This is a genomic window from Cellulomonas alba (assembly GCF_030362835.1).
In the GTDB taxonomy this organism is placed as follows: Bacteria; Actinomycetota; Actinomycetes; order Actinomycetales; family Cellulomonadaceae; genus Cellulomonas; species Cellulomonas alba.
Window position 1 is genome coordinate 2,530,548 of record NZ_JAUCGQ010000001.1, and the last position, 17,580, is coordinate 2,548,127.

Annotated in this window: 13 protein-coding genes; 9 read left to right on the forward strand and 4 right to left on the reverse strand. The window is 73.4% G+C overall.

Going from position 1 to position 17,580, the window contains the following annotated elements; translation table 11 throughout:
• The first annotated feature begins 117 nt into the window (after nt 1–117).
• From glmU to QRT04_RS17220, 5 genes are all read left to right on the forward strand, one after another.
• Complete coding sequence (gene glmU, locus QRT04_RS11550; RefSeq protein ID WP_289455401.1) at nt 118–1,803, forward strand: bifunctional UDP-N-acetylglucosamine diphosphorylase/glucosamine-1-phosphate N-acetyltransferase GlmU; 1,686 nt, start codon at nt 118–120, stop codon at nt 1,801–1,803.
• Nucleotides 1,800–2,783, forward strand: a complete 984-nt coding sequence (locus QRT04_RS11555; protein WP_289455402.1) for a ribose-phosphate diphosphokinase — start codon at nt 1,800–1,802, stop codon at nt 2,781–2,783. The genes glmU and QRT04_RS11555 overlap by 4 nt, the downstream gene beginning before the upstream one ends.
• Before the next feature lie 347 nt (nt 2,784–3,130).
• On the forward strand, nt 3,131–3,760 hold the full coding sequence (locus tag QRT04_RS11560; protein ID WP_289455403.1) for a 50S ribosomal protein L25/general stress protein Ctc: 630 nt from the start codon (nt 3,131–3,133) through the stop codon (nt 3,758–3,760).
• A gap of 205 nt (nt 3,761–3,965) precedes the next feature.
• Nucleotides 3,966–4,586, forward strand: a complete 621-nt coding sequence (pth, locus tag QRT04_RS11565) for an aminoacyl-tRNA hydrolase (RefSeq protein WP_289455404.1) — start codon at nt 3,966–3,968, stop codon at nt 4,584–4,586.
• A gap of 355 nt (nt 4,587–4,941) precedes the next feature.
• Nucleotides 4,942–5,199: an acyltransferase gene (locus QRT04_RS17220; RefSeq protein ID WP_407653614.1), complete on the forward strand. Its 258-nt coding sequence runs from the start codon at nt 4,942–4,944 to the stop codon at nt 5,197–5,199.
• Here QRT04_RS17220 and QRT04_RS11575 read toward each other — a convergent pair.
• Together QRT04_RS11575 and QRT04_RS11580 are read right to left on the reverse strand one after the other, a co-directional pair.
• Nucleotides 5,162–6,160 (reverse strand): DUF6492 family protein, encoded by a 999-nt coding sequence (locus QRT04_RS11575; RefSeq protein ID WP_289455406.1) that lies wholly within the window; start codon nt 6,158–6,160, stop codon nt 5,162–5,164. The two genes, QRT04_RS17220 and QRT04_RS11575, sit on opposite strands and share 38 nt — an antisense overlap.
• A gap of 96 nt (nt 6,161–6,256) precedes the next feature.
• A complete protein-coding gene (locus tag QRT04_RS11580) occupies nt 6,257–9,481 on the reverse strand; it encodes a PKD domain-containing protein (protein ID WP_289455407.1) in 3,225 nt (1,074 codons plus the stop codon).
• Nucleotides 9,482–10,012: 531 nt separating this feature from the next.
• On the opposite strand from QRT04_RS11580, the gene QRT04_RS11585 reads away from it, so the two are divergent.
• The 4 genes from QRT04_RS11585 to QRT04_RS11600 all read left to right on the forward strand — a co-directional run bounded on the left by QRT04_RS11585 (nt 10,013) and on the right by QRT04_RS11600 (nt 15,513).
• On the forward strand, nt 10,013–11,581 hold the full coding sequence (locus QRT04_RS11585) for a sugar transferase (protein WP_289455408.1): 1,569 nt from the start codon (nt 10,013–10,015) through the stop codon (nt 11,579–11,581).
• Nucleotides 11,582–11,714: 133 nt separating this feature from the next.
• Entirely contained in the window at nt 11,715–12,899 is a 1,185-nt protein-coding gene (locus tag QRT04_RS11590; protein ID WP_289455409.1) for a DUF1972 domain-containing protein, read from the forward strand.
• Nucleotides 12,896–13,702: a CDP-alcohol phosphatidyltransferase family protein gene (locus tag QRT04_RS11595; RefSeq protein ID WP_289455410.1), complete on the forward strand. Its 807-nt coding sequence runs from the start codon at nt 12,896–12,898 to the stop codon at nt 13,700–13,702. Before QRT04_RS11590 ends, QRT04_RS11595 begins: the two co-directional genes overlap by 4 nt.
• A 305-nt stretch (nt 13,703–14,007) precedes the next feature.
• Nucleotides 14,008–15,513 (forward strand): right-handed parallel beta-helix repeat-containing protein, encoded by a 1,506-nt coding sequence (locus tag QRT04_RS11600; protein ID WP_289455411.1) that lies wholly within the window; start codon nt 14,008–14,010, stop codon nt 15,511–15,513.
• On the opposite strand, the gene QRT04_RS11605 is transcribed toward QRT04_RS11600, so the two are convergent.
• Together QRT04_RS11605 and QRT04_RS11610 are read right to left on the reverse strand one after the other, a co-directional pair.
• Complete coding sequence (locus QRT04_RS11605) at nt 15,497–16,648, reverse strand: glycosyltransferase (protein ID WP_289455412.1); 1,152 nt, start codon at nt 16,646–16,648, stop codon at nt 15,497–15,499. The genes QRT04_RS11600 and QRT04_RS11605 overlap by 17 nt on opposite strands.
• Nucleotides 16,645–17,544: a glycosyltransferase family 2 protein gene (locus QRT04_RS11610; protein WP_289455413.1), complete on the reverse strand. Its 900-nt coding sequence runs from the start codon at nt 17,542–17,544 to the stop codon at nt 16,645–16,647. The genes QRT04_RS11605 and QRT04_RS11610 overlap by 4 nt, the downstream gene beginning before the upstream one ends.
• Between the last annotated feature and the right edge of the window lie 36 nt (nt 17,545–17,580).

Here is a 17,580-nt window from a genome sequence, read left to right on the forward strand (position 1 = left end):
GAGCAGTGGCCGAGGCCACGGCCGTCGGGCCAGTCGAGCCTGCTCGCGGCGGTAGAGTGCGACAGCGCCCGAGACCGACGCCCGTACCCGGGCAGACCCCGCGAGGAGCACCCACCGGTGACGATTCCCCGCCCAGCCGCCGTCATCGTCCTCGCCGCAGGTGAAGGCACGCGGATGCGCTCGGCGATCCCCAAGGTCCTGCACACCGTCGGTGGCCGCACGATGGTCGGCCACGCGCTCGCGGCCGCGCGCGGTCTCGACCCCGCCCGGGTCGTCGTGGTCGTCCGGCACGAGCGCGAGCGCGTCGCCGCACACGTGCGCGAGCTCGACGCGAGCGTCCTCCTGGCCGACCAGGACGCGATCCCGGGCACGGGCCGCGCGGTCCAGGTCGCGATGACGGCGCTCGACGCCGGCGCGCAGGCCGACGCCGCCGGCGCGCACGACGGACCGGGGGTCATCGGCTCCGCGACCGACGCGCTGACGGCGGGCGCGATCGTCGTCATGGCGGGCGACGTCCCGCTGCTCGACGCGGGCACGCTCGAGCAGCTGCTCGCGGCGCACCACGAGGACGGCAACGCGGTCACGGTCCTCACCACCGTCGTGGCCGACGCGACGGGTTACGGCCGCATCCTGCGCGAGCAGGGCACGGGCGACGTGCTGGGCATCGTCGAGGAGAAGGACGCCAGCGACGAGCAGCGCGCCATCACCGAGATCAACACGTCGACGTACGTGTTCGACGCGGCGGTCCTCCGCAGCGCGCTCGGCCGCCTGGGTCGCGACAACGCGCAGGGCGAGGTCTACCTGACCGACGTGCTGGCGATCGCGCGCGGCGACGGCGGCCACGTCCGGGCGCTCGCTACCGACGACCCGTGGAGCGTCGAGGGCGTGAACGACCGCGTGCAGCTCGCGGCGCTCGGCGCCGAGCTCAACCGCCGCATCGTCGAGGACTGGATGCGCGCGGGCGTCACGGTCGTCGACCCGGCGACCACGTGGGTCGACGTCGATGTCGAGCTCGAGCGCGACGTCACGCTGCTGCCCGGCACGCAGCTGCACGGCGCGACCGTGGTCCGCGAGGGCGCGACGGTCGGCCCGGACACCACGCTCACCGACGTCGAGGTCGGCCCGGGCGCCACCGTGACCCGTACGCACGGCAGCCTCGCGGTGATCGGCGCGGGCGCGAGCGTGGGCCCGTTCGCCTACCTGCGGCCCGGCACCGAGCTCGGCGAGAAGGGCAAGATCGGCACGTTCGTCGAGACGAAGAACGCGCAGATCGGCACGGGCTCGAAGGTGCCGCACCTCTCGTACGTCGGTGACGCGACGATCGGCGAGCACACCAACATCGGCGCGGCGTCCGTGACCGTCAACTACGACGGCGTGAACAAGCACCGCACCGTGATCGGCTCGCACGCCCGCACCGGCGCCGACAACATGTTCGTCGCGCCTGTGACGGTGGGTGACGGTGCCTACACCGGCGCCGGCACGGTGGTCCGCCGCGACGTCCCGGCCGGCGCGCTGGGCGTCAGCGCGGGGGCGCAGCGCAACATCGAGGGCTGGGTCGAGCGCTCGCGCGCCGGCACCGCCGCCGCCGACGCGGCCCGCCGCGCGCGTCCGGCCGACGACTCGGACGGCCTGTCCCCGCAGGCGCGCGCCGAGCGCGAGCGGGCCGCCGCTGCCGCCGCCACGACGCGGCGCACCCCACCGCCCGACCTGCCCGACCAGCCCGCGCGGTTCGTCGAGGACGCACCCGCTGCCAGCACCGACCGGCCGAGCACCGGCCCGACCGACGAGGACGCCACGCGATGACCGGGATCGTCTCCACCGACGGCGAGAAGCGCCTCGTCCTCGCCTCCGGCCGGGCGCACACCGAGCTCGCCGCCGACGTGGCGAAGCACCTCGGCATCGAGCTGCTGCCGACCACGGCCTACGAGTTCGCGAACGGCGAGATCTACACCCGGTTCGGCGAGTCCGTGCGCGGCGCCGACGCGTTCGTGCTCCAGGCGCACGCGTCGCCCATCAACCAGTGGATCATGGAGCAGCTGCTCATGGTCGACGCGCTCAAGCGGGCGTCGGCGAAGACGATCACCGTGGTCGCGCCGTTCTTCGGCTACGCCCGCCAGGACAAGAAGCACCGCGGCCGCGAGCCGATCTCGGCCCGGCTCATGGCGGACCTGTTCAAGACCGCCGGCGCCGACCGCATCATGAGCGTCGACCTGCACTCGGCGCAGATCCAGGGCTTCTTCGACGGGCCGGTCGACCACCTGTGGGCGATGCCGATCCTCACGGAGTACGTCCGCACGCGCGTCGACCTGTCGCAGGTCGCCGTCGTCTCGCCGGACGCGGGCCGCATCCGCGTGGCCGAGCAGTGGGCCGCGAAGCTGGGCGGTGCGCCGCTGGCGTTCGTGCACAAGACGCGCGACATCCGCCGGCCCAACCAGGCCGTGGCGAACCGGGTGGTCGGCGACGTCGAGGGCCGTTCGGTCGTCATCACCGACGACCTCATCGACACCGCGGGCACCATCTCGGGCGCGGTCCGCGTGGTGCTCGAGGCGGGCGCGAAGGACGTCATCGTCGCCGCGACGCACGGCGTGCTGTCCGACCCCGCGATCGAGCGCCTCCAGCAGTGCGGCGCACGCGAGGTCATCGTCACCGACACGCTGCCGATCCCGGAGGAGCGCCGCTTCCCGCAGCTCACCGTGCTGTCGATCGCACCGCTGATCGCGCGCGCGATCCGCGAGGTGTTCGACGACGGGTCGGTGACGTCGCTGTTCGACGGCAACGCCTGACGGCGAGCCACGTTCGCGCGTCGGTCGCGCGCCGACGAGTCGTTCGTCACGCCGACCCGGGACCATCGCGGTTGGGCCGTCGTCCGGCCACCGGGTAGGATCTGGGGGTTGCCTCGGCGAGGGACGACGGACGGTCCGCCCAGCAGCCCCCGGTGATCGCCCCGCGATCCCCCGGACGGGCTCCGGGAAGGTCCGCACCGGTCCGTGATCGACTGGGCGGTCCGCCTCCGCGTGCCCGTCAGCCGTCCCGCGTCGAGGCCACCGCCTCTCGTCCCATCGCAGCGTCCGTGGACGCCGCCACCCCGTCACGCGCGGTCCATCACCGCCCAACGCTTCCAGGAGTCACCGTGTCCGAGGTCAAGCTCGTCGCCACCGCCCGCACCGAGTTCGGCAAGGGCGCCGCCCGCCGCCTGCGCCGCGCGCACCAGATCCCCGCCGTCCTCTACGGGCACGGCTCGGACCCGCTGCACGTCTCCCTGCCGGGCCACGACACGATGCTCGCGCTCAAGCACGCGAACGCGCTCTTCACCATCGAGCTCGACGGCAAGCCCACGCTCGCGATCGCCAAGGACGTCCAGCGCGAGCCGGTCAAGAACGTCATCGAGCACGTCGACCTGCTGATCGTGAAGAAGGGCGAGAAGGTCTCCGTCGAGGTCCCCGTCGTCGTCGTCGGCGAGTCGGCCCCCGGCACGATCCACCTGGTCGACACCCAGTCGCTGCAGCTCGAGGCCGAGGCCACGCACCTGCCGGCCGCGGTCGAGGTGAACATCGAGGGCGCCGAGGGCGGCACGATCATCACCGCCGGCGACATCACGCTCCCGCAGGGCGCCGCGCTCGTGACGGACGCCGAGACGATCGTCGTGACCGTCTCCGTGCCGCACGTCTCGGCCGACGACCTGGCCGCCGACGAGGCCGCCGCGGAGCTGGCGGCCGAGCAGTCGGCCGCGTCGCACGCCGCCGACGCCACGGAGGAGTGACGCGGAGCTGAGCGGAGGGTGAGGGTCGCCGCAGCGCGGCACTCGCCCGGAGCTCAGCGCAGCGGCACTCCGACAGACAAGATGTCGGAGTGACGAGGGGCGCCGACGCGCCCCCGAACCGACCTGTCCGACGCCCGGTACCGTTCCTGCGGTGCCGGGCGTCGGCGTCTCGGCCCGCACCGCCCCCATCCACCCAGGAGGACCGATGACCGACGGACCGTGGCTCGTCGTCGGCCTCGGCAACCCGGGGCCGCAGTACGCGGGCAACCGGCACAACGTCGGCCACATGGTGCTCGACGAGCTCGCGCGCCGCACGGGTGCGACGTTCGGCGGCCGCTCGGGCGGCCTGCTGTCGAAGCGCCCGCAGGCGGCGGTCGCGGAGGCGCGCCTCGGGGTCCTGCCCGGGGGGGCGCCCGGACCGCGCGTGGTGCTCGCGAAGCCGACGACCTACATGAACGTCTCGGGCGGCCCGGTCTCGGCGCTCGCGAAGTACTACGGCGTCGAGCCGGAGCGCGTCGTCATGGTGCACGACGAGCTCGACATCCCGTTCGCTGACGTCCGTCTCAAGCGCGGCGGCGGCGAGGGCGGCCACAACGGGCTGCGCGACACCACCAAGGCGCTCGGCACCAAGGACTACGTGCGGGTGCGCGTCGGCATCGGCCGACCGCCGGGCCGCATGGACCCCGCCGACTTCGTGCTGCGCGACTTCTCGACGGTCGAGAAGAAGGAGCTGCCGTTCCTGCTCGACTCCGCGGCCGACGCGGTCGAGGCCGTGGTGACCCTGGGGCTCGAGGCGGCGCAGCAGCGGTTCCACACGAAGGGCTGAGCGGCGCCCGGGTGATGACCCGGCGTGGCGCGGACCGGCAGGATGGTCGCTCCGCACGTCGAGCGCGAGGGCTGCCATGACATCGCTGAACCAGTACCGCCGAGGGGCGAAGCTGTACGCCGCCTTCCTCGTCGGACGGGTGCCGAACCACGCGCTGCGGCTCGCGGTCTACCGGCGGCTCGGCATGCGGATCGGCGAGCACACGTCGGTGCACTGGCGCTGCGCGTTCTTCGGCATCGAGGGCGTGCGCGTGGCGGACCACTCGATCATCGGCAACGACTGCTTCCTCGACGGGCGCCGCGGCCTGACGATCGGCCGCAACGTCAACATCGGCGGCCATGTGCACGTGTTCACCATGGAGCACGACCCGCAGGACGCGCGGTTCGCGGCGGTCGGGGGACCGGTGACGATCGAGGACCGCGCCTACGTGGCCAGCCGCTCGACCGTGCTGCCCGGTGTGACGATCGGCGAGGGCGCGGTCGTCGCGGCGGGTGCCGTCGTGACGAAGGACGTCGAGCCCTACACGATCGTCGGCGGCGTGCCCGCGCGGGTGATCGGCAAGCGGACGCGCGACCTCACGTACGAGCTCGACTTCCACCTGCCGTTCCAGTGAGGCGGCGCACGGGGCCGAGCAGCCGCGCGCGCACGTCCCGCACCCGCTGCTGACGTCGCTGGTGCTCGTGGTCGCGCGCCATGCCCGCGAGCAGGTCGACACCGTCGGCCGGTGACGCCAGCAGGCCGCGCTCCGCCCACAGCTCGGCGAGCAGGCGCCGGCCCTCGTCGTCGAGGCGCGGCACAGCGTTGCGGTGCACTCCCAGGAAGGGCGCGCCCGTGCGGCGCACCTCCTCCACGGTGGTGGCCACGTCCGCCGCGCCGCGCGGCCACACCGTCGGGTTGGGGTCGGACGTCAGCTCGAGCCGCCTCTCGAGCGTCCCGTCGGCGCGGAGGATCCAGCCGGCGTAGAGGAAGAACTCGGTGAGCTCGTGCGCGACGAACTCGTCGCCGAACGGCCGTCCCGACCGGCTCTCCACGTCGGCCACCACGTCGCGCACGGTGGCGGTGTCCAGCACGTACGGCGTCACGGTCGCGGGGAAGCGCTCGACCGCGCCGGCCGGGTCGACCCCGAGGTAGCCGAGCACGTGCTCGAGCGCGGGCCGCAGGGGGTGGTCGGCGAAGCCGTGCGCGCGCACCCGCGTCCGGCCGTCGGGGCCCTCGACGAACGCGTCGTCGAGCGAGCCGACCAGGTGGTTCTTCGCGTCGAGCGCGACGTACCGCGGCGTGCGCACGAGCCGGGCGACCGCGAGCTTGAGCACCTGCTGGCCGCGCCAGCCGGACGTCGGCGGCATGGGGCACACGTCGGACGGGCGCAGCACCCGCACGTGGGGGAGGTGCTCGCCGTACGCGGCCTCGAGCCGCGCGCGTGCCGCCCGGCCCAGCCCGCGCGCGGTGTTGTCGAGCACCAGGAGCTCGTGGCCCTCGTCAGCGGGCAGGCGCCGCGCGAGCGACCGCGCCTGCAGCTCGAGCAGCGGGAGCTCGGCCTCGAACACGGGCGTCACGAACGTCAGCGGGCGCATGCTCACCTCCCGGGGGCGAGCCGACCCTAGCGTCGGCCGCCGAGCACGCGCGAGGGCCCGCCCGCGGTGAGCGGACGGGCCCTCGTCAGGCGTGCGTCAGATGTTCGTCCGAGCGACGATGCCGCCGTCGACCCACACGTTGTTCGTCATCGTGAGGGCGTACGCCGTGGGCACGCGGACCGCGCAGTTCTTGTAGACCTGGCCGCGGCCGAACGTGTTGTCGGTGATCGAGACGTTCTTCGGAGCGCCGATCGACGCGTCCTTGATGTTGATCGAGCAGGCGCCGTTGTCGATCGAGTTGCCGCTGATCGTCAGGTTGCTGACCGCGCCGGCGTCCTGCGTGAGCATGACGGCCGCGTTGTGCGAGCCCTGGATCGTGTTGTTGCGGATCGTGATGTTCGAGCCCTGCTGGATCTGGATCGAGTCGTCGTGGCTCGGCGTGTTGTTCCAGTTCGGGTCCTGCTCGTAGTGCGAGTTGTCGTGCAGCCACGAGTTCTCGATCAGCACGTTCGGGCCGTGGATGTGGATCGGGTCGATGACGTGGCTGATGTCGACCCCGCGCAGCGTGAAGTTCCAGCCCTTGACGCCGTCCTGGTTCGCGCTCTCGGTCTGCGCCGCGAGCGTGGAGTTCTCGACCGTGACCGAGTAGGCGTCGCCCTGGACCCGGAGGAGGTCGTTGACCTGCGGGACCGCGGTGCCACGGATGTAGCTGTTCTTGATCAGGACGTTCTTCGCCTTGATCGTCACGTAGCCGCGGATGTCCCAGCCGTCGATCACCGTGTTGTCGTCGGTGATGGTGAGGTTGCCGTCGACCGTCTTCTGGATCGTCGTGCCCTCGGGCACGCCGTAGCCGGGCTTGACCTCGGGCTTCTCGGTGCCGCCGCCGAGGTTCTGGTCGCTGGTGCCGGTGACCTTGAGGTCGCGGTAGGAGACCGTGAGCGGGGCGACCGAGGCCGAGCTCGACATGTACGACGAGAGCCCGACGTAGCCGGCCTTCTGCAGGCTCGCGAGCGAGCCGGTGCCGGACACCTGCCACGCGGTGGGCTCGGCCGAGCCGGCCGCCCAGACCTTGGCGCGGACGGTCGTCGGGCTGGTGCCCGTGACCTCGAGGCGCACGTTGAGCTGGTCGCCCGCCTTGTACGCCGCGAGCGAGGCCGTGCTGAGCGCGGTGCCGTTCTCCATCGCGGAGAGCTGCGTCGTGCCGTCGGCGTTCCACTTGATGCGCGCGGCGTAGCTGTCGGTGCCGACCTGGCGGCCGATCACGGTCATCTGCGACGCGCCGCCGGCGGTGGCCTTGTCGGCCGCGATCGTGACGGTCGTGTTGGTGTCGGTCGAGGAGACCGACGTCAGCGACGCGGTGCGGGTCGAGCCGGCCGTCGTGATGACCTGGCGGCCGGAGCTGCCGGAGACCGAGTAGTTCGACGCGGCGCCGGCGAGCGTCCACGTGCCACCGGTCTGGGCGTCGCCCCAGCCGTTGCTGCGCGCGGTCGAGAAGTCGTCCTTCGCGAGCGTGCTGGACGCGACCGGAGCCGTCACCGTGACCGAGCTCGTGGAGCTCGTCTTCGCACCGGCGTCGTCCGTGACGGTGAGCGTCACGGTGTACGTGCCGGCCTTGGCGTAGGCGTGCGTCGCCTTGCTGCCCGTGCCGGTCGCGCCGTCACCGAAGTCCCAGGCGTACGAGGCGATCGATCCGTCGGGGTCCGACGAGCCGGACGCGTCGACCGACGCGGTGAGGTCCTGCGCCGACGCCGTGAACGACGCGAGGGGCGCCTTGTTGGGCTCGACGGCCGTGACCGTCTTCGAGCTGCTCGTGGTCGCGCCGCGGTCGTCGGTCACCGCGAGCGTCACGGTGTAGGTGCCGGCCTTCGCGTAGGTGTGCGTGGCCGTGCTGCCGGTGCCGGTCGAGCCGTCACCGAAGCTCCACGCGTACGAGGCGACCTTGCCGTCGGGGTCCGAGGACCCGGTGCCGTCGAGCGTCGCGGTCAGGTCCTTCGTCGAGGCGGTGAAGGAGGAGACGGGCGCCTGGTTCGGCGCGACCGCCGTGACCGTGTTCGTCGTCGAGGCGGTCGCCCCACGGTCGTCGGTCACGGTGAGCTTGACGGTGTACGTGCCGGCCTTCGCGTAGGCGTGCGTCGCCGCCGCCCCCGTGCCGGTGCTGCCGTCGCCGAAGTCCCACGCGTAGGAGGCGACCTTGCCGTCCGGGTCGGACGAGCCCGAGCCGTCGACGGCCGCGGTGAGGTCGGTCGTCTTCGCGGTGAACGACGCCACCGGCGCCTGGTTCGGTGCGACCGCGACGACCTGCGTCGACGCGCTGGCCGAGTCGCCGTCGTTGTCGGTGACCGTCAGCGACGCGGTGTACGTGCCGGCCTTGGCGTAGGCGTGGTCGACGACCGCGCCGGTGCCCGTGGTGCCGTCGCCGAAGTTCCACGTGTACGACGCGATGGTGCCGTCGGAGTCGGTCGACGCCGAGCCGTCGAGGTGCGCCGCCAGGTCGCTGACCTTGGACGCGACCTTCGCGGTGGGGACGGCGTTCGGCACCAGCACGGGCTGGGCGGTGGTGACCTTGAGGTCGTCGAAGCGGTACGCGATCGGTGCGTTCGTCACGTTGCCCGACAGGTACGCCGAGACGCCGACCGTGCCCTTGGCCTGGAGACCCGAGGTCGAGCTCGTGGTGCTGACCTGCCAGCTCGTCGGCTCGGTCGAGCCGGTGCGCCACGCCTTGGCGCGGACGGTCGTCGGCGACGTGCCGAACACCTGGAGGCGGACGGTGATCTGGTCGTTCGCGGCGTAGGTGCCGGGCAGGTTGACGGCGGCGAGCGTCGTCGTGCCGTCGACGAGCGCGAGCGTCGCGGTGCCGTCGGCGTTCAGGCGGATCTTGGCGGCGTAGTCGAGCGAGCCGATGTGGCGGCCCGACACCAGCAGGTGCGTGCCCGAGCCCGTCTGCGCCTTGTCGGCCGAGAACGTGATGGTGGTGTCCGTGTCGGTCGCGGAGACACCGGACAGGTAGGAGCTGATGGTCGAGCCGGCGCGGGCGACGGACAGCGAGCCGACCTTGCCGTCGACGGTGTACTGCGACGCCGCACCGTTCTGGACCCACGAGCCACCGGTCTCGGCGGAGCCCCAGCCGGAGCCACTCGTCCGGGTGAACGAGTCGGTGGCGATGGTCGGGTACGTCTCGCGCTGGGCGGTGGTCGCGTTCACGGTCGCCGTGGTGGTCGCGGCGTGCGCGGCACCGGGCGTCAGCGTGACGACGAGGCCGGCGGTCACCGCGGCGGCGAAGAGGCTCCGCGTGCAGACCTGGACGCTCTTGGGCGTGGACATGCCTGTGCTCCTGTGAAGTGGGAATGGTGGTCCGAAAAGGCGCCCATGCTGGAGTTTGGGCGATTTCGATGACCCAACTTTGACATGCGCCCAGGGGTGGGTAAATCGGACATAGGTCCTTACTCGGGGTAATTGGCCTGTGCTTGGCAACCCTGTGAACTGCTGATCTGCACAAGCGTCCAGGAGCGTGAGGCCACTCACATTTGTGCTGGGAGACCGCTGAGAAGCACTGCGAGATGTCTGAATGCGGGCGATTTTGAGCGCCGCTGTCTCACGTACTGGACGCTCGTCCAGGTCTGTTACGTGGCTCACATTTATCGAGTGCGCAGAATGTGCCGGCTGTGACAGCGATGTATTTCCGCTGCTCATCGACCGCGCGTCCGGGTGCGCGCGCAGGTGGCGCCGCGTGTCGCCGGCCGTTCGCCGAGCCGTCACGGACCCGTCACGCGGCCGATTCCGGCGCGTCGCGCAAAGCGGGTGAAATCGGACAGAAGGTGCTGACCGGTACAAGACGGTCGACTAGCGTCCCCGGTGTTCGCGAACATCTCGCTGCCCGGGGGGGTGGACATGACGCTGACCGCCGACCGGGGCCTCTTCAGCTTCGGTGAGGGCGTCGACCGCCGTGCCGCCTCTCGGGAACCCCGTCGGTCCTGGGCGTCGCCGGAGCCGTTCGTGCGCCGCGCGACGACCGTCAACGCCGACGGCGAGCGGCGGGCGAACGCGTGGCGCAGCGCCGGCACCCGGTACGCGGCCGCCGCGGCGAGCCTCGACGCGATGTGCGCCGCCGTCGTGGGGTCGGTCGTCGCGATCCTTGCCGTGCCCGACGCGGCCGGCGTCGCGGTCGCCGCGGGTGCGGCGTCCGTCCTGCTGTTCGTGGCGCTCGTCGCCGCGTTCGGCGGCTACCGCCAGCACGAGCTCGGCGACGGCCCGGCCGAGTTCCAGGCCGTGGCGCGGGCGAGCGGTGCGCTCGCCGCCCTCCTCGTCGCGTGGGCGTTCGTCTTCCGCACGGAGGTGCCGCGTCCCGCGGTGCTCGTCGGCGTCCCGCTCGTCGCGGCCGCCTCGTGCCTGCTGCGGTACGCGCGCCGGCGGCGGCTGCACGCGGCCCGACGTGAGGGCGCGGCCATGCGCGGCACGATCGTCGTCGGCGACCCGGCCTCGGCCGCGCGCGTGGTCCGCGACCTGTCTGCCGAGCCGCACCACGGGTACCGCATCGACGGCCTGTGCATCCCCGACGCGGGGCCGCTCGACGTCGAGGGCGTCCCGGTGGTCGGCGGCGTCGCGGACGTCGTCCAGGTGGTCGCGGACCGCGCGGCGGAGGTCGTCATCGTCTCGGGCTCGTGCCTGAGCGGCGAGGCGATGCGACGGCTCTCGTGGGCGCTCGGCCGCGTGGGCGCGGACCTCGTCGTGGTGCCGGACCTCGTGGAGGTCTCGGGCCCCCGGCTGTCGGTCCGTCCGACGGCGGGACTGTCGCTGCTCGAGGTCGAGGTGGACGCCCCGATCCGGCGCTTCGTGGCGAAGTCGGTCATCGACGTCACGCTGACCGCGCTCGTCGGCATCGTCCTGCTGCCGGTCGTGATGGGGCTCGCGCTCCTCGTGCGGCTGACGTCCCCCGGCCCCGCCTTCTTCCGCCAGACGCGCGTGGGCGTCGACGGCTCGACGTTCACGATCTGGAAGCTGCGCTCGATGTACGTCGACGCCGACGCGCGGCGTGCCGAGCTCGAGGACCGCAACGAGGGCGCCGGCCTGCTGTTCAAGATGAAGGACGACCCGCGCGTCACGCCGGTCGGACGGTTCCTGCGACGCTTCTCGCTCGACGAGCTGCCCCAGCTCTGGAACGTCGTGCGCGGCGACATGTCGCTCGTCGGACCCCGGCCTCCGCTCGAGTCCGAGGTGGCGGCCTACCCGGACGAGGTGCGCCGCCGCCTGCGGGTGCGGCCCGGCCTGACGGGGCTGTGGCAGGTCAGCGGTCGCTCCGACCTCGACTGGGACGAGGCCGTGCGCCTCGACCTCCGCTACGTCGACAACTGGTCCGTGGCGATGGACGCGATGATCCTGTGGAAGACGTTCCGGGCGGTCGTGTCGAGCTCGGGCGCGTACTGACCACGCGCGCCGGAGAGGCGCTCGTCGGTGCCCCGGGATCGCCCGGGTGAACTCGGTCGCCGGACGCCCGGCGGGAGGAATCGGACACCTAGGCTCGAGGGGCAGCCCTGGGCTGCAGACGGAGGAGCTGACGATGGACGACGCCCGCCCGCTGTCGATCGCGATGATCGGCACCCGCGGTGTCCCGGCGCGGTATGGCGGCTTCGAGACGGCGGTCGAGGAGATCGGCCGTCGGCTCGCCGCCCGTGGCCACGACGTCGTCGTCTACTGCCGCAGCGTCGACGGCACGCCGTCGCCCGCCGAGCACCTGGGCATGCGGTGCGTGACGCTGCCCGCGCTGCGCCGCCGCTCGCTCGAGACGCTCAGCCACACCGCGCTCTCGGTCGGGCACCTCGCGGCGCACCGGACCGACGCGGCGTTCGTCTTCAACGCGGCCAACGCGCCGCTCCTGCCCGTGGTCAGGGCGCTGCGGGTGCCGGTCGCCACCCACGTCGACGGCCTCGAGTGGCGGCGCGCCAAGTGGAGCGGCACGGGGCGGCGCTACTACCAGCGGGCGGAGTCGCTCGCGGTGCGCTGGTCGGACGCGCTCGTCGCCGACGCGCCGGGCATCGCCCGGTACTACGCGCGGAAGTTCGGCGCACCGACCACCGAGCTGGCGTACGGCGCTCCGTCGCTCGACGGGATCGCCTCCGACCGGCTCGGCGAGCTCGGGCTCGAGCCCGGCGGGTACCACCTCGTCGTCGCGCGCTTCGAGCCGGAGAACCATGTGGAGGTCGCCGTCGCGGGCTACGTCGCGAGCGACGCCGCGCTCCCGCTCGTCGTCGTCGGGTCCGCGCCCTACGCCGACGAGTACACGGCGCGCGTGCGTGCGGCCGCGGGCGACGACCCGCGCGTCCGTCTGCTCGGTGGCGTGTGGGACGCGGAGCTCCTCGACCAGCTCTACGCCCACGCGCTCACGTACGTGCACGGCCACAGCGTCGGCGGCACCAACCCGTCCCTGCTGCGCGCGATCGGTGCGGGCACCGCGACGGTCGCGTTCGACGTCGACTTCAACCGGGACGTGCTCGGCGGCGCCGGCCGCTACTTCCGGGGCCCGGCGGACGTCGCGCGCGAGGTGGAGCGCGCCGAGGCCGACACCGCGGCGGTCGCGCGCGACGCGGCCGCGCTGCGCGAGCGGGCTCGCGACTACGACTGGGACCGCGTGGCCGACGGCTACGAGCGGCTCGCGCGCGACCTGGTGGCGCGCCGCGTGCCCGGACCCCGGCGCCGCTGGGCGACCACGGCGCCGGCTCGCTCCGAGGTGGTGGAGGCACGGTGACCGACCTGCACGACGCGGCGCCGGAGGAGTCGGCGCCCGACGCTCGGGAGGGCGCGACGGCGGACGCCACCGGGAACCCGCGCAGACGCGAGCCGTACCGCACCACGCTCGCGCGCCTCGCGAGCGCGCAGAAGGCCGCGGCCCGGAGCGCGCCGGCCTACTCGCGGTTCGTCAACCGCCGGCTCGGGCGGCTGCTCGCGGCGGGCGCGTACCGGCTCGGCCTGACGCCGAACCAGGTGACCGGCCTGAGCGCGGTCGCGACGTTCGCCGGCATCGCGCTGCTGGTGCTGTTCCCCGCGAGCGTCGGGCTCGGCGTCGCGGTCACCGCCTGCCTCGTGCTCGGGTACGCGCTCGACTCGGCCGACGGGCAGGTCGCCCGGCTGACCGGCACCGGGAGCCCGGCGGGGGAGTGGCTCGACCACATGGTCGACGCCACCAAGATCGCCACGATGCCGCTCGCGCTCGCGGTGGGGTTCTACCGGTTCGACACGGTGTCGCGCGGGTGGCTGCTGGTCCCGCTGCTGCACGCGGTCGCAGGCTCGGTCCTCTTCTTCGGGATGATCCTCACCGAGCAGATGCGGCGCGCGGCCGGACGGGCGAGCGTCGCGGCGACGGGCGGACGCCTGCCGTGGCTGCGCTCGGCGTTGGTCGTGCCGACGGACTACGGGGTGCTGTGCCTCGCCTTCCTGCTCCTCGGTGCGCCGACCGTCTTCATGACCGTCTACACGGCGCTGGTCGTCTGCACCGCGCTCTTCGTCGTCGCCGCGGCGGCGAAGTGGTACCGCGAGCTGCGCTCGCTGTAGCGGTCGGCGCGCGGCCCGGGCGCCGTCACCACCCGATCGGAGCAACGGCCGAGTTCCCACAAACCGGACAGGCGTCCGAGATGTGACGAAGGTCACACACCGAGGGGTGACCCGTCCGCTTTCGCGTGAATGCGCAGATGAGCGCACCCGTCCCGATCCGTCCGGGTAGGTGCAGGTGTCGCCGAGCGTAGGTTGCCCCGCGCATCGGGATGTTCCACCGCTCCGAAGGGCCCCCCTAGGCTCCCAGCAACTTCGGACGGTGCAGACGCGCCGTCCTTGTCGTGAAGGACGAGGGGACACCCGCCATGGTTCTGCAGCCGCTGCGTGCACGGCGCGCTCGCGTCGTCGCCGTCGCCGGCTTCGTGGCGGGTCTCCTCGCCGGTGCGTTCGCGATCGCCGCGCCCCTGGCCGAGGCGACGAGCGGGACCGTCACCGTGAATGCGCGGGTGCTCGTCAACCGCGTGGTCGCGCCGGGCGCGACGGTCGTCGTCCCGCTGCCCGTGCCCGACGCCGCGACGAGCGCCAAGCTCGTGGTCGCCGCCCAGCTCGCCTGGCGGCCGACGCAGGTCGTCCTGTGCCCGGGCGCCGTCGTGACGGCGACCTGCAAGGCCAAGCCCGCCATGACGACGCCGGTCAAGAGCGTCAAGTACGCGAACGTCACGCTCGACCTGACCAAGGCCAAGAAGATGGTGGCCGTCTACTCGTCGGCCGCGAGCGTGAGCGTGACCATCCGGCTCGAGAGCTACACGGTTCCCGCCGCCACGACGCCGACGCCGACCGCCACGGCCACGCCGTCGGCCGCGAAGCCGACGGCGACGCCGTCCGCCACCGCGACCGCGACCGCCAAGCCCACGGCGACGCCGACCGCGACGCCGAAGCCCACGGCGACCCCCACCGCGACGCCGAAGCCCACGGCGACCCCCACCGCGACGCCGAAGCCGACCACCACGCCGGCCCCGGCGCCGACCCCCTCGCCGACGCCCAGCGCGCCGAGCGCCGGGTCGTCCGGTGGCAGCGCGCCGACGCCCGCGGGCTTCCCGTCCGCGGCGACGACCGGCGTGCCCGCAGGGACGGCGCTGACCGTGCACGACGGCGACCTCACGATCACCAAGGCCGGAACGGTGCTCGACGCGACCGAGGTCCGCGGCATCGTCTACGTCCAGGCGCCCGACGTGGTGATCAAGCGGTCGAAGATCGTCGGCCGGCCGGTCACCTCGAGCCTCGCGCTCGTCATGGTCACGAGCCCGTCGTACAGCGTGACGATCCAGGACTCCGAGCTCTACGCGAAGGACCCGTCGCCGAACATCCGCGGCGTCATCGGGCAGAACTTCACGCTCGAGCGCGTGAACATCCACGACGTCACCGACCAGGCGATGATCAACGGCAACAACGTGACCATCCGCGACTCGTGGTTCCACAACAACCTGCACTGGGACAGCGACCCGAACTTCAACGGCGGCCCGAGCCACGACGACAACGTGCAGATCTCGGTCGGCAAGAACATCACGCTGGTGCACAACACGTTCGAGGGCAGCCACAACGCGGCGCTCATGGTCGCGCAGGACGCCGGAACGATCGGCTCGGTGAACGTGCAGGGCAACTCGTTCGGCAACGGCTCGTGCTCGGTGAACCTGGCCGAGAAGTCGCGCGGCCCGCTCGCCGGCTTCGTGTTCCACAGCAACGTGTTCCAGCGGACCCAGGCCTCGAAGAACTGCGCGATGATCGTCGACACGACGTCGATCGGGCTGCTCGACATGCTCGCCGACGTCTGGTCGGACACCACGCCGATCGCGATCACCCCGCGGTCCTGACCCCCTCGACCGCCGCGACGATCTCGGCGCCGTAGCGCGCCGTGCCGAACCGCTCGAGCGCGTCGGCCCGGCCCGCGGCGGCCAGCCGTCCGCGCAGCTCCGGGTCCCGCGCGAGCCGCGCGAGGGCGCGCGCGAGGTCGGCGGGGTCGCCGGGCTCCACCAGCAGGCCGGTCTCGCCGTCGCGGAGGATCTCGGCGAGCCCCTGGGTGCGCGACGCCACCACGGGCCGGCCCGCGAGCATGCCCTCGACCGCGGTGTTGCCGAACGGCTCGACGCGCGACGGCACCACGACGACATCCGCCCGGTCGAGCTCGGGCCAGGTCGGGCGCACGAACCCGAGGAACGTCACGCGGTCGGCCAGCCCGGCGGCGTCCACCCGCGCGCGGAGCTCGTCCTCGAACCACTCGTAGCCGGTGAACGTGGTGCCCGCGACGCGGAGCGTGACGTCGACGCCGTCGGCGCGGAGCAGGTCGACCGCGTCGACCGCGACGTCGGTGCCCTTGCGCGGCGACAGGCGGCCGACGAGCGCGACGGCGAGCGGCCCGTCGTGCGGTGCGCTCGGCTTCGGTGACGCCGGGGGCGCCGGTGGTCCCGGCACGCCGTTCGGCACGACGCGCGCGCCCCTGCTCAGCCCGCCGAACACGCGCCCCACCGACCGACGCGCGCTCTCGCTGTTCGTCACGACGGCGGACGCGAGCAGGAGCGGCGCGGTGAGCGCGGCGGTGACGGCGCGTGCCTGGTCCTCCTCGGCCTCGTGCACGTGCACGAGCGCGGGGACGCGCGCGAGCCGGGCGGCGGCCAGCCACGTCGGGATCGTCACCGTGTTCACGTAGACCGCGTCGGGACGTTCCGCGCGGAGCCAGCGCGCGCCGCGCAGGGTCGCGGACGACGCCCGGCCGGCGAGCCCGAGGAGCCCACGCGGCGTCAGCAGCGCCTTGCGGAGCACGGGGAACGGCGCGCGCACCACGTGCGCACCGAGCGCGTCCGCGCGCGCCGCGAGCGGGCCGTCCTCGGGCAGCGCGAACGTCACGCGCCAGCCGGCCTCGATCAGGGCCGTGACCGACTCGAGCACCTGCAGGTCGGCCCCGTACAGCTCGGTCGACGGATGCGCGACGACGACGTGCGGCACGGTCACGGCCCCCCGTGCCGGGCGGGCGGCCGCGCGATCGCGCGCAGGCCCGCGAACGTCCCGCGCGTCACCGCGAGCACGGGGCCGGGCCCTTCGAGCAGCTGCCGTCGCCCGCCGCGCAGCAGCACGGCGCGCGCGTACCCGGGCGCACGGAGAGCCCAGCGGCGCCGGGTGCGGGCGTCGAGGTGCAGGGCCGCGAACAGCAGCCGGTTGCGGCAGTTCTGCGCGTAGTAGAGGTCGGACTTGCGGCGCGACCCGGCGTGCTCCTGCGTGCCGCCGACGGCGTGCGTGGCCACGACGTCGCGCCGCACCGCCAGCCGCAGTCCCGCGGCCCGGGCGCGCCAGCTCAGGTCGACGTCCTCCCAGTAGAGGAAGAACCGCGGGTCGAAGCCGCCGAGCGCCCTCCAGGCCTCGGCCGAGACCGCGAGGCACGCGCCGGACAGCCAGTCGACCGCGACGGCCGGGTCGGGCTGGGTCGACCGGGTGCGGCCCGTCGCGGGGTCCAGCGACCCTCCGGAGAACCACGTCGAGCCGTCCTCGCGCTGCACGACCGGCGCGACGAGGACGCCCGGCTCGTCGAGGACCTGGTCCAGCAGTGCGGCCGCGTCCGCCGCGGCGACGTCGAGGTCCGGGTTGACGACGAGGAGCGCCCGCGCGCCCCGTTCGAGCGCCTCCTCGGCGCCGGCGTTGACGCCCGCACCGAAGCCGTCGTTCGCCGTCTCGACCAGCACCCAGCCGTGCTCGCCCGCGAGCTCGCGGGCACGCGCGCGGGCCGCCTCGGACGGCGAGTTGTCGACCACCACCACGAGCGCGTCGAGGCCGGCGGCCGTGCGGGCGAGGTGCGCCTCGAGCAGGTCGGAGGCGCCGTGGTTGACGACGACGACCGCACCGCGCGCTGCCATCCGCACCCCCGCCCCAGACTCGTCGCGTACCGGGCG